Source organism: Pseudomonas sp. TKO26 (genome assembly GCF_003225665.1).
GTDB lineage: Bacteria > Pseudomonadota > Gammaproteobacteria > Pseudomonadales > Pseudomonadaceae > Aquipseudomonas > Aquipseudomonas saponiphila.
Window position 1 is genome coordinate 30102 of sequence record NZ_QKLN01000015.1, and the last position, 11652, is coordinate 41753.

Here is an 11652-nt window from a genome sequence, read left to right on the forward strand (position 1 = left end):
GGCAGTCAGTTCCTGATGGCCCAGAATTTCAGCTCAAGCTCGGAGAACTCCCCGGAAACGTGGAAGGCAAAGCCCCCGGAGCGCTCCAGTTGGCTCAGCTCCTGAGGGCTGAATTCGAGGATGAAATAGGTCTTGCTGGAGTGGAACGGGATCTGTCGCGGCGCCACCGACAGCGGTTTGACCTTGATCCCCGGCAGGTGCAGGTTGACCAACTGGCGGATGTTCTCCACCGGGCCGACCTTGAGGTGCGCCGGCAGGCGATGGCGCAACTCTTCGGCCTCGCAGTTGGCGCTGGCGGCCAGGACGAACGAGGCCGACTCCAGCAGCGAGTGATCGTGCAGGGCCGCCACCAGGATGCCGTACTGGCGCTCCTGCAGGGCCAGCTCCATGGCGTGCTGCTCCAGGACCATGGACAGCACCTGGCGAATGGCGTCCATCAGGCTGCGGAAACTCGCCCCCTGGTCGCTGTGCTGGTAGCGCGTGTCCAGGCGCGGGCGCTTGCTCTCGCTGGAAAAGGTCGACAGGTCGCCCAGCATGCCGAGCAAGGTGCGGTACAGCTCCTCCGGGTGCACCTGCTCCAGATCCAGGTAGTGGCGCAGCACCACTTCGCCGCGGTTGATCAACTGCAGCATCATGAAATCGCCGACCTCGGCGCCACCGACCTTGCCATTGGAGCGGATGCGCTCGGCAATGGTGTCGCCGCGGTGGGCGAGCATGCTGATCACCTCCTTGAGGCAAGACAGCAGGTAAGGCGAGGCGTGGGTCTGGATGAAGGTCGGGAAGAACTCCTCATCGAGGCTGATCACCCCTTCGGCGTTGCTGCCCTGCACCTCGCAGACCTTGAGCTTGACGTAGGCCTGGTCGCTCTGCTGCTCGCCCAGCAACAGGCGAAAGTCCGGTCGCCCGCAACTGATCTGGCTGCTGGAGTCGTCGTCGGCATTGGAGTCGGCGATCTGCGCTTCGTAGGTGATGTAGCGCGCCAGCACATCGGACTGCTCGGCGCGCCGGGCCTCGATGTGATTGCCGGTGACCAGGGGCAGCGCCAGGTACACCGCGGTCTTGCCGGTGTTGGCCGGCACGTCCAGGGCCAGGGGCTCGCTGCTCTCCCCCAGGGCGAACAGACTGCCGTCCGGCAGGATCCCCGAGGCCCGGCTGATCACCAGCTTGCCCATGTTCAGGTATTGCAGGTCGATCTCCAGGCCGAGAAAGCCCCAGGTGTAGCTGCCCAGCAACTGGGTGCGGGTCTTGAGCTGATGATCGAAGTAGCGGTCGTTGTGCTGAAAGTGCTGGGGCCGCAGCAACATGCCTTCCTGCCAGATGACTTTATGTTCGTTCATGGCTATTCATCCGCCCGGGCCAGAGGTTGCAGAGGGTTGCGAATGCCCGCCTGGTCGAGGATCAGTTCACTGCGGGTGACCTCCAGCGCGGTGATCGGAATCACATAGCGCCAGCGGGTTTCCGGCAGGTCGCGATAGGCCGCCAGTACCCCGACATAGCGGCTGTCACGGTCGACGCTGAGCTTGAGCTCCAGGCTCTGCCCGGGCCGCAGTTCCAGCTCTTCGCTGGCCACCAGGTCCGGGGCCAGGGACTCCTTGGCCCGTTCGTAGAGGCTGAAGAAATCGGCGTTCTCAAAGGCCACCGGGTGCTTGAGCTCCAGCAGTCGCACCACGATGGGTGATGGTCGGCCGTTGAGGTCGGGGTTCAACTGGTCGCTGGCGCTGAGCCTGAGGTCGAGCTTGGTCAGGCTCGAATACGGCGACATCGAGGCGCAGGCGCCGAGTAGCGACAGCGCCAGCAGGGTCGCGGCGCGCATCCATAAAACCTTGCAGCGAAGCATGGGGATCATCCTTGGTGGGCGTGGGTGTTGAGGGTGCAAATCAGCCGGTGCTGCTCCTCGTAGGCCTGGGCAAAGTCCCGGGCCAGCAGGCGTTCGCTCCAGTCGTCGTCCAGGCGCAGGTGCTGGTGGTAACGGGTGTAGGCCCGCCAGTGACGCCCGGCGCTGGCCAGCCAGGGGCGCTTGCCGTCGCGCTCGAAGCGCAGGGTCAGCTGCTGCGGCGAAAAGTGCTCCAGGGTGCTGCGCAGCGCTGCCCGGCTGGCGGCGAGCAAGGCCACCTGATGCGCCTGCAAATCGGCGAAGGCCCGGGCAATGGCCTGGGGCCCGGTCAACTGCCCGGGCTTGTCGTCCAGCAGCAGCCGCTCCAGGGCTTCGCTGGCGTCCGGGGCAAAGCGCAGCGGGTTCTTGCCAACGCTCTGCACCTGGGTCTGGCCCAGGCGCAGTTCGTTCTTCAGTTCGCTGCGGGTGCGCAGGCTCTGCTGCAGGCCGGCGACACTCTGCCTGAGCAGGCTCGCCGTCTTGATCGCCAGCGCTTCCCGGGCCGCCGGATCGAGGTCCTTGAGTTCAACGCCCAGGGCTTCGGCAAACCGTTCCCAGAATGGCTCGCCAGGGCTCTGGAGCGGCGCCGCCGGGCTGGCTGGCGGGAGCGGCGCGGGCGCCACCAGTTCGGGCACCCGCAGGTGCTCGGTGTCGATCCGCGCATAGTCGGCGAAGGGCTCCAGGGCCTGGGGCGGGCTGTCGAGCAGCGCCAGAGGATCGTCCGTCAGCTCGCCCTGCTCCTCCATGGCCAGGACCTTGAGCGGGTCCGGATCGAGAAAGGCGTCATCGGGAATGATGCTGCCCGCGGCCAGTGGCCGGCCGACGTCCAGCGCCAGGGGCACGCTCGCCGGCAACAGCCGCGCGCGCATCACGAAGCCCCCCAGCACATAGGTGCTGCCCTGCTCGATGCGCAGCGGCGTGCCCTTGGGCAGGCGCGCGCCGCTGTCCTTGAGGACGATGCCGTTGCTGCTGGTATCGGTGAGGAAGAACGCCCCGTCCCGATAGCTGACCTGCGCGTGGTGATTGGACAGATGCCGCTGGCGATCGGGAATCACCCAGTGGCAATCGGCGCCGCGGCCGATCCGCCCCCCGTCCTGGCCGAAGGTCTTGCTGGCACTTGCGGCAGGCAGGTGCTGAGGGCTGTCGAGCATTTCAAAAACCAGTTCCATGGTGCTGCTCCTTGCGCTCACTTGCCGCGGTTGACCGTCTGCGGGTCTCCGAGCGGGCGGTAGCTGGGGTCATTGAATTTGTAATTGCCGCTGCAACCGCCCAGGTGGCCGAAAACCACCAGCAACAGCAGGACAAGAGGCCAGGAACGAACGGACATCAGCAGTTCTCCGAATCAAGGTAAGGGGCACGGCGCCGAAGGGATCGGGCGCCGCCGGTCAGTGACAAACACCGCCACAGCGCGCTCATGAGCAGGACGCCTCGGGTTCCAGCGGCTGGATCTGCAAGCGCGCCAGGCGGTAATGCAGGGCACGCCGCGACATGCCCAACTCGCGGGCGGCGTGGGTGCGATTGCCGCCGTGCTTGTGCAGGCACTCCAGCAACAGGCCGCGCTCGACCTGTTCCATGCGCAGCCGCAGGTTCAGGCTCGGCGAGTCGTCCGGCGCCGGGCGTTGCAGCAGCAAGTGCTCGGGCAGCAGTTCGCGGCCTTCGCACAGCAGTACCGCCCGTTCGACCAGGCCCTTGAGCTCGCGCACGTTGCCGGGAAAGGCGTAGCCGCCAAGCAGTTGCAACGCCGAGTCGGACCACTGCAATGCTTCGCGCTGGAGGAAGGCGCAGGTCTTGTCGCAGAAATAGCGCGCCAGTTGCGCCACATCCCCGGCGCGCTGGCGCAGGGGCGGCAGTTCGATGGGGAACTGGCCAAGGCGGTAATAGAGGTCTTCGCGAAACTCGCCGCTGCTGACCAGGGTCGGCAAGTCGCGGTGCGTGGCGGCGATGATGCGCACATCGATCTGGCGCGGCTCGGTGCTGCCCAGGGGGCGGATTTCGCTTTCCTGCAACACCCGCAACAACTTGGCCTGCAGCACCAGCGGCATGTCGCCGATTTCATCCAGCAGCAGCGTGCCGCCCTGCGCCGCCTCGAACAGGCCGATGCGATCGCTGTCGGCACCGGTGAACGCGCCTTTGCGGTAGCCGAACAATTCGCTCTCCAGCAAATGCTCGGGCAAGGCCGCGCAGTTCTGCACGATGAAGGGCTGCAAGCGGCGCGGTCCGTAATCGTGGATGGCCCGCGCCACCACCTCCTTGCCGGTGCCGGTTTCGCCCTGGAGCAGCACCGTGTAAGGGCTGTGCAGCACCTTGCTGATCAGCTGGCAGGTCTGGCGCATGGCCGGGCTGCTGCCAATCAGCCCGTAGTCGCCGACGCGGCGCGGCGCCTCGGCCTCGACCGGCGGCGTTGCCAGCGCGTGCCGCCAGTGTTGCCGCAGGCTGCGCTGGGCCAGCAGGAAACTGCCCGACAGGCGCAACGAACCGGCGAACCCCTGTAACCGGGCAGGCCCGCGGCTGGCACACAGCAGCAGCCCTTGCACCGCGCCCTGGGGGTTGGCCAGAGGCACGCACAGCAGCGAACGCCAGGCACCGCCCGCCTCCGGCAGGAAGTCGGTCTGGTACAGGCCGCAGCCCAGGTCGGCGAGGAACAGCACGCGGTCCTGGCACAGCGCGAACTGCAACAGCTGTTCGCCGTTGTAGTCCGCCGGCAGCTCGGCCACCGGTCGCGGTCGCGCGGCATCGCTCAGACACTCGGCGCAAAGCTCCAGGCGGGTATGGGTGGCGTCCAGCAGATACAGCTGGGTCAACTGGCAACCACTGAGCCGGGCGACGGCCGCCACGAAGTCCGCCAGCAGACTGGCCTCGTCGCCGCTGCGGGCCAGGTCGCAGTACATCCCCAGCAGGGATTCGGCGTAGGCCAGTGGTTGGGCAATCTGGGTAAACATTCGGGTGTCCTCAAGCAAACTCGCAGACCACGCCGCCATCTGCATCCACCGTGGCGTACACCTGCCCAAGGGTCTCGCCGCTGGCCATGGCCTGCAGCAGGCGATCGGCGACCCGGGGCAGCAGGTGCGCCTCCAGCAAGTGGTCGATCAGCCGCGCACCGCTGTCGCTCTGCCCGCAGCGCCGGGCCAGTTGCGTCACCAGTTCCTGGCAATGACTGAACTGCAGTTGCCGGCGCGCCAGGCGCCGGCCCAGGCGCTGCAGCTTGATCTCGATCAGCTCCCGCAGCACCGGAGCGTCCACCGGGTAGAACGGCACCACGCGCATGCGGGCCAGCAGCGCCGGCTTGAAGTGGGCGCTGAGCAGCGGACGGATCGCCCGCTCCAGATCCTCGGTGCTGGGGCGCTGCGGGCCCTGGCACAGGGCGTCGATGCGTTCGCTGGCAAGGTTCGAGGTCATCAGGATCAGGGTGTTGCGAAAGTCGATCGCGCGCCCCTCGCCATCGTTGGCCAGGCCCTTGTCGAAGATCTGGTAGAACAGGTTGAGCACGTCCGGATCGGCCTTCTCCACCTCGTCCAGCAGCACCACCGAATAGGGCTTCTGCCGCACCGCTTCGGTGAGCATGCCGCCCTCGCCATAACCGATGTAGCCGGGCGGCGAGCCGATCAGCCGCGAGACGCTGTGTTTCTCCTGGAATTCGGACATGTTGATGGTGGTCAGGAAGCGCTCGCCGCCGTACAGCAGGTCCGCCAGGGCCAGGGCAGTCTCGGTCTTGCCGACACCGCTGGGGCCCACCAGCAGGAACACCCCCACCGGCGCGTCGGGCTTGTTCAAGCCCGCGGCGACGGCGCGCATGGAACGGTCGAGGGCCTGCACCGCCTGTTCCTGGCCGCGGATCCGCGCTCGCAGATCGTCGGCGAAACTGGCCACCCGGGCGTTGTGCTCCCGGGCCAGTTGCTCCAGGGGCACACCGGTCCAGGCGCTGATGACTTCGGCCACCAGCCGTGGACACACTTCAAAGCTGACCAGGCGCTCTGCGGCTTGAGCACTGCTCAACAGGCCGTGGACCGCCTCCAGTTCTGCCTGCAGGGCATCCAGATCCACGGTTGGCCGGCCCTGCTCCGGGTCCTGGGGGCTGGCGCTCGCGGCGGCGCGGGCCTGGGCCAGTTCCTGGCGCAGGACCAGCAGGCGCTCGGCCAGCCGGCGCTGTTCGAGCCAGCGTTGCTCCAAGGCCTGCCGCTCCTGCTCGGCCTCGATCAGGCGCTGTTGCAGCTGGGCCAGGGCCGGCTGATCGATACTCAGCCCGGCCTCGGCATCGCGCCGCTGGGCCTGGCACTGGCGCCCGCCTTCGGCCAGCTCGGCCCGCAGCCGTTCCAGGCTCTGCGGCGCCGCCGCCAGGCTGATGCGCACCCGGGCACAGGCGGTGTCCAGTACATCCACCGCCTTGTCCGGCAACTGGCGGCCCGCCAAGTAGCGTGCCGACAACTGCGCCGCCGCCACCACCGCGTCGTCGCGCAGGTAAATGCCGTGGCTCTGTTCATAGACCGGGGCCAGGCCGCGCAGGATGGTCACTGCCTCGTCGACACTGGGCTCATGCAACTGCACCGGCTGGAAACGCCGGGCCAGGGCCGGGTCCTTCTCGAAGTATTTCTTGTACTCGCTCCAGGTGGTGGCGGCGATGGTCCGCAGCTCGCCTCGGGCCAGGGCCGGCTTGAGCAGGTTGGCAGCGTCGCCACCGCCGGCGTTGCCACCGGCCCCGATCAGGGTATGGGCCTCGTCGATGAACATGATGATCGGCCGCGGCGCGGCCTTGACCTCGTCGATCACCCCTTTGAGCCGGCGCTCGAACTCGCCCTTGACGCTGGCCCCGGCCTGCAGCAGGCCCATGTCCAGGACCAGCAACTCGACACCCTGCAACGCCTGGGGCACTTCACCGGCGGCAATCCGCGACGCCAGTTCCTCCACCACCGCGGTCTTGCCGACCCCGGCTTCGCCGACAATGATCGGGTTGTTCTTGCGCCGCCGGGCGAGGATATCCACCATCTGGCGCAGCGCCTCATCGCGGCACAGCACCGGGTCGAGCTTGCCGTCCCGGGCCTGCTGGGTGAGGTTGTGGGTGAAGCGCTGCAACAGCGATTCGCCGCCGGCCGCCGGCTGGCCCGGGGCCGCGGGATCAGCCTGCTGGGCCAGGGCGAAGTCTTTCAGGCGCTGGCTGTTCAGCCGCGCCAGCAGCGGCTGGTAGCGACTGCCGGCGTAGCGCAGCGGGTTGCGCAGCAGGGCCAGGAGCAACGCCGCCTGCTGCACCTGGGTCTGCCCCAGTTCCAGGCTGGCCACCAGCAAGGCGTCCTGCAGCCACTGCACCAGTTCCGGCGCAAACACCGGGTTGCGCGAGGCGCTGTGCTCGATCCCGGGTTGCAGCACCGCCACCAGCTCGGCGGCCTCGATCCCGGCATCCTGCAGGGCCCGGGCCAGCAGCCCTTGGGGCCGCTCCAGCAGCTCCAGCAGCAGATCTTCCACCAGGATCTTGCTGCCGCCACGGGCCACGCAACGCTCGGCGCAGCGCTCCAGGTCGCGACGGGTTTCGGCATCCAGTGCCTGGATCAGTTGTGGCAAATCGACGTTGATCATCGGTCTCGTCCTTAATGAGAGAGGCTGCCCAGGGTCACCACGCCATCGGCGCGCTCCCGTCCCAGCCAGCTGGTCCAGCCCAGGCGGCAAGCGTTCTGCTCGCCGATGCACAGTTCACGGATTTCTTCCTGGCGCAGTACCAGGCGAATGTCGTAGTCCAACGGGTCGCGCAAGGTGAAGCGCACCAGGGCGCAGAGCGGTTGATAGCCGAAGCCGATCGGCAGGAATTCATGGAAGCGCTGCCAGTCGAGCTCGCGGATGTGGATGCGGAACTTACCGCTGCGATCGCGAACCCGCTCCCCCAGCACCAGGTCCTCGCCGAGCACGCTGTTGCCCAGGCCCAGGCGGTTGCGCTGCTCGTCGAGGATCTGCACCCGGCGCTCGATGCATTGCTCGATCACCAGCTGCGCATGCTTGAAGTAGTAACGCAGCACCGCCTCGATCAGCGCCGCCGAGTGGGCCCGCAGGCTGAGCAGGCCGAGGTAGGGCAGCAAGCGTTTCCAGTTCAGTTCCCGGGCCTGGCGGATCTCCTCGCCGCCCAGGCCGATCAAGGCGAACAACTGGCTGGAAAACGGGTCCAGGGCGCCGCTGGAGAAGCTCGCGCGATAGCGGTACTTGCGCCAGATCGGCAGCATCAGTCGTTGCAGGCGATGGTGGAACAGATCGAGGAAATGCCGGGTCGGGTTGCCCTCCTCGGTGTCGCCCAGGGCCTGCTCGCCATAGAACGCCGGCAGCGGCGAACCGGAGCCGAACAGGCCGATCAGGTTCAGGCGCAGGCGCGCATGCAAGAGTCCGTGCTCTTCAAAGAACTCCACGCGATCGACGTCGCTGCCGGGAAATCCCAGGCTCGGGTTGGCCTGGAACTCCAGCTGATCGTAGAGCTCGTCGTCGTTCATCTGTGGGTGAGCGTCGCGCAGTCGATCGACCACCAGCATCACCGCCTGGAACAGCGAGTACTCCCGTATGCCTCGGGACAGCTCGCTTAAAGCAGGGGCTGCAACCCCATACGTGGCGTCCATTGGTACACCTCTCCTTGTGTACTGTTTACCCGCAGCTCGTGGTACGAATTGAGGCTGGCGTAAAGCGCGAAAAACTCGTTGAGCACGGAAGCGAAGATGAACAGGTCGCCTTCACCGATATAGCCTTGCGGGTCGATGGTCAGCTCAGTGCGCAGGCCCCGCAGCGGCAGGCCACGGTGCAGGCGATCGACGTGTTCGTGACGGATCGACTTGAGCCCCCCCAGCAAACGTTTGCTGACCCGTTCGGCGTGCTGGTCGTAATAGCGCGGCAGGTCGTAGGTTTCGAGAATCACCTTGAGCGCATCGACGTTGGCCAGGGACAGGTAGTTGAGGGACATGTTGCTGATCAGCTTCCACAGGAAATCGCGATTGAGCGGCGGCGCGAAACTGGACGTGGCCGCGGTGATATTGCGAAACCTGAGGAAGTCCGGCGTTGCCTCGCACGACAGGTTGATGTCCCCGAGCTTGAGCTGCCGGGGCAGGTTCTGGTTGGTGCAGGTCAGCTCGATGGACAGGGTTTCCTGGGCCTCGGTGTGGCGGATGGCGAAACTCAGGTAGGTGTCCAGGCCATCGTGCAGCAACGATGAACGCTGGCGGATGCTGTAGTGCGGACGGCTCTGGGGCACGTCGAAACTGGGGTCGTGCTCGAAGGATTCGAACGCGACATAGTCCTGGTAGCCGACCCCGCCCGGGGCCCAGCCGGTGACCGAATCCACCGAGAACACGCCGCAGTTCTCCAGGTCGTATTCGGCCGGCAGCAACAGGTATTCGTCCTGCTTGCCGTCGAGGCGGATCGGCAGCGCGTCGTGCTTGAACAGGTTGACGATGGGGGTGCAGTACAGCTTGACGTTATCCAGGGTCGGCCGCAGGCGCTGGATGCCGCTCTTGCGGATATCGAAACGCAGCTCCAGCCCGCGCACCTGCTTGAGGCGGTCTTCGGGCAACGAACGCAGCACCTGCAGGCCATCCAGGTCGACGAACAGGAACTTGTCCTGGAAGGAGAAATACTCCTGCAGATAGCGGTAGCCACGGAAGGTGTTCAGCGGGTATGGGATCAGCGCTTGCTCTTCGGCAAATCCCACCGGCTGCACCTGATTGCCGGGAATCTTGAACGACAGCGGATCGCCATTGGCACCCTGCAACGGCGCGCCGCCTGCCTGCAACGGCACCAGCTCGATACTGTCCAGGTTGCGCAGCAGGCTCAGGTAGAGCATCTGGCTGATGTAGCGCTCACCGGCCAGGTGCAAGCGCAAGCGGCTGAGCGCAAGCTCACCGACATGACCGTCACAGCTCATCTCCAGGCGCAGGCTGAGCAAGGCGCCGTCGCCCTTCACCGAATAGGTCAAGCCGGTCAGGTCCAGGGGCAGCACCTCGGTGGGGTAGCAGGTGCGAAAACGACAGCGCACCTCGTTGACCGGCTGGCTTTCCACGGGAGTGTCCCGGGCCACTGCCACCGCCGGCCCCGAGCACTGCAATGGGTCGAACTGCAGGATGCTGAACGCCGGCAACGGCCGCATGTAGTTGGGCCACAGCAGATGCATCAACGAATGGCTGAGCTCCGGCAGCTCGTCATCGAGCTTCTGCCGCAGACGCCCGGTGAGAAAGGCAAAGCCTTCCAGCAGCCGTTCCACATCCGGGTCCCGCCCGGCCTGCCCGAGAAACGGAGCCAGCGCCGGACTACGCTCGGCGAAACGCCGACCCAACTGGCGCAGAGCGGTCAGTTCGCTTTGGTAGTAGTGGTTGAAGGACATGGCGTACCTGCCTGGGGTGAGTGAAATGGGCGAACAATGGAAACTTCTTAGTTCAGGGCTCTGTTTGAGTACTCGTTGTTAGGGTTGCAAACACTTGTTCCAGGGCTGCACGCAGAACTATTGCGGCAATACTCAATAAACCACCCCGCATGCAGCTGCCCGAATCAAGTTCTTCTACTCCACAACTACTTTGTAAACCGCAACAACTAAAAACACGAAGCAATAACCCAACATCAGTTCATAGGGTAAAAGCACGATCCACGAGACCATCATCCCAAGACCAGCAACATCCCCAACTAGTAAATGGCCCAAACCAGAAATCAGCCACGCCCCTCCATAAAATGGAAAAAATAAAACGGGAGCCCACCAAACAAGCCTGACGACTTGCAACTCCGTCTTTTTATTAATTTTCTTGGTAGCCCACACCGCAAACACGCAGTAAGCAGGCAAACCGAAAAGCAAAAAAAAGCCCTCAACTTTTTCAAGAGTCAGATCATCACCTGCATTACTCAGTAGTAAAAAAGCGGTTAGCAACATGAACACGGGCGTCCATAGCATGATCTTGAAATACTTTGCGCAAGCCATTTCAAACCTCTATCGTTTCTTACGACTTCAAGAGAATCTCGCCCGAATCAAAACTCCTGCTTAACGACACTCCGTGACAGTCCACCCCTCCCAACCCTCAGACCCAGGATATAGCGCGGAAGCACCATTAAATTCCGGAGCAATATTTTCACTTCCTTCTCTCATCCATAAATACCATTCCGACGTTCTAAGCATCTCCCCCTCCTTGGTATAAACCCGATAAAAATTCTTGCTACTGAACAATTCAAAAACGCGCCCAACCAGCCCCATCGATCGATATTCCGGGATATATGTTGCTATGTAGCATTTACCCGACTCGTTCCAATCCTTCACTCTGGGCTGAGCCAGCCACGCACCTCTTAACTTGAGCCCTAGGGGGAGCAACAGTAGAAGCACAACTACCGAAACAATGAAAACCACTAACCCTCTTTTAGTTTTCAGCATGACTCACTCTATGAAACCCCTCTCTGAATACCAAAATCTTCAACGACACGCTGTAACCGTCCAGTACTCCCAACCCTCAGTTCCCGGGTACAGCGCAGTAGCGCCAGAAAACTCGGGGGCAACCTGCTCATTTCCCTCCCTCATCCAGAAAAACCATTCGGATGTCCTAAGCAGTTCATCATCTTTTGTATAGACACGATAAAAATACCGACTACTCAATAACTCCAGCACCCTGCCAGCCAGGCCGATCATCTTGTAGTCAGGCTCATACTTGGAGATATAGCAATCCCCCGAATCGCTCCAATATTTTTTAATGGCTGAGCCATCCAAGAACCATATACCTTCAGCCCAAGCAGAAACATCAGTAAAAGCCCAACGATCACAAACAAAATAGATCGCGCCACGCCAATAAATT

At 64.0% G+C, this 11652-nt stretch carries 10 protein-coding genes; all 10 read right to left on the minus strand.

Going from position 1 to position 11652, the window contains the following annotated elements:
* Positions 1-5 precede the first annotated feature (5 nt).
* The 10 genes from tssK to DNK59_RS20210 all read right to left on the minus strand — a co-directional run bounded on the left by tssK (position 6) and on the right by DNK59_RS20210 (position 11567).
* Entirely contained in the window at positions 6-1337 is a 1332-nt protein-coding gene (tssK, locus tag DNK59_RS20165) for a type VI secretion system baseplate subunit TssK (protein WP_092315989.1), read from the minus strand.
* A 2-nt stretch (positions 1338-1339) separates the two neighbouring features.
* Complete coding sequence (tssJ, locus tag DNK59_RS20170) at positions 1340-1837, minus strand: type VI secretion system lipoprotein TssJ (protein WP_110724326.1); 498 nt, start codon at positions 1835-1837, stop codon at positions 1340-1342.
* Between the two features lie 5 nt (positions 1838-1842).
* Complete coding sequence (tagH, locus tag DNK59_RS20175; RefSeq protein WP_110724327.1) at positions 1843-3042, minus strand: type VI secretion system-associated FHA domain protein TagH; 1200 nt, start codon at positions 3040-3042, stop codon at positions 1843-1845.
* Positions 3043-3059: 17 nt separating this feature from the next.
* Positions 3060-3200, minus strand: coding sequence for a type VI secretion protein (locus DNK59_RS20180; protein ID WP_110724328.1), 141 nt, complete (start codon positions 3198-3200; stop codon positions 3060-3062).
* Positions 3201-3285: 85 nt separating this feature from the next.
* On the minus strand, positions 3286-4812 hold the full coding sequence (locus DNK59_RS20185) for a sigma-54-dependent Fis family transcriptional regulator (protein ID WP_110724329.1): 1527 nt from the start codon (positions 4810-4812) through the stop codon (positions 3286-3288).
* Positions 4813-4822: 10 nt separating this feature from the next.
* Entirely contained in the window at positions 4823-7438 is a 2616-nt protein-coding gene (gene tssH, locus DNK59_RS20190) for a type VI secretion system ATPase TssH (protein WP_110724330.1), read from the minus strand.
* An 11-nt stretch (positions 7439-7449) separates the two neighbouring features.
* Positions 7450-8457 (minus strand): type VI secretion system baseplate subunit TssG, encoded by a 1008-nt coding sequence (gene tssG / locus DNK59_RS20195; RefSeq protein WP_110724331.1) that lies wholly within the window; start codon positions 8455-8457, stop codon positions 7450-7452.
* Positions 8421-10208, minus strand: coding sequence for a type VI secretion system baseplate subunit TssF (gene tssF / locus DNK59_RS20200; protein ID WP_110724332.1), 1788 nt, complete (start codon positions 10206-10208; stop codon positions 8421-8423). The genes tssG and tssF overlap by 37 nt, the downstream gene beginning before the upstream one ends.
* Positions 10209-10382: 174 nt before the next feature.
* The gene (locus DNK59_RS20205) at positions 10383-10745 is read right to left on the minus strand and encodes a hypothetical protein (protein WP_146249919.1); all 363 of its coding nucleotides are present in this window, start codon (positions 10743-10745) and stop codon (positions 10383-10385) included.
* Positions 10746-11276: 531 nt separating this feature from the next.
* A complete protein-coding gene (locus tag DNK59_RS20210) occupies positions 11277-11567 on the minus strand; it encodes a hypothetical protein (RefSeq protein WP_110724334.1) in 291 nt (96 codons plus the stop codon).
* Between the last annotated feature and the right edge of the window lie 85 nt (positions 11568-11652).

Coding starts and splice junctions, on each gene's coding strand:
- tssG (WP_110724331.1), bottom strand. CDS start 8,457: ATGGACGCCACGTATGGGGTTGCAGCCCCTGCTTTAAGCGAGCTGTCC.
- tssH (WP_110724330.1), bottom strand. CDS start 7,438: ATGATCAACGTCGATTTGCCACAACTGATCCAGGCACTGGATGCCGAA.
- tssK (WP_092315989.1), bottom strand. CDS start 1,337: ATGAACGAACATAAAGTCATCTGGCAGGAAGGCATGTTGCTGCGGCCC.
- tagH (WP_110724327.1), bottom strand. CDS start 3,042: ATGGAACTGGTTTTTGAAATGCTCGACAGCCCTCAGCACCTGCCTGCC.
- DNK59_RS20180 (WP_110724328.1), bottom strand. CDS start 3,200: ATGTCCGTTCGTTCCTGGCCTCTTGTCCTGCTGTTGCTGGTGGTTTTC.
- tssJ (WP_110724326.1), bottom strand. CDS start 1,837: ATGCTTCGCTGCAAGGTTTTATGGATGCGCGCCGCGACCCTGCTGGCG.
- DNK59_RS20205 (WP_146249919.1), bottom strand. CDS start 10,745: ATGTTGCTAACCGCTTTTTTACTACTGAGTAATGCAGGTGATGATCTG.
- tssF (WP_110724332.1), bottom strand. CDS start 10,208: ATGTCCTTCAACCACTACTACCAAAGCGAACTGACCGCTCTGCGCCAG.
- DNK59_RS20185 (WP_110724329.1), bottom strand. CDS start 4,812: ATGTTTACCCAGATTGCCCAACCACTGGCCTACGCCGAATCCCTGCTG.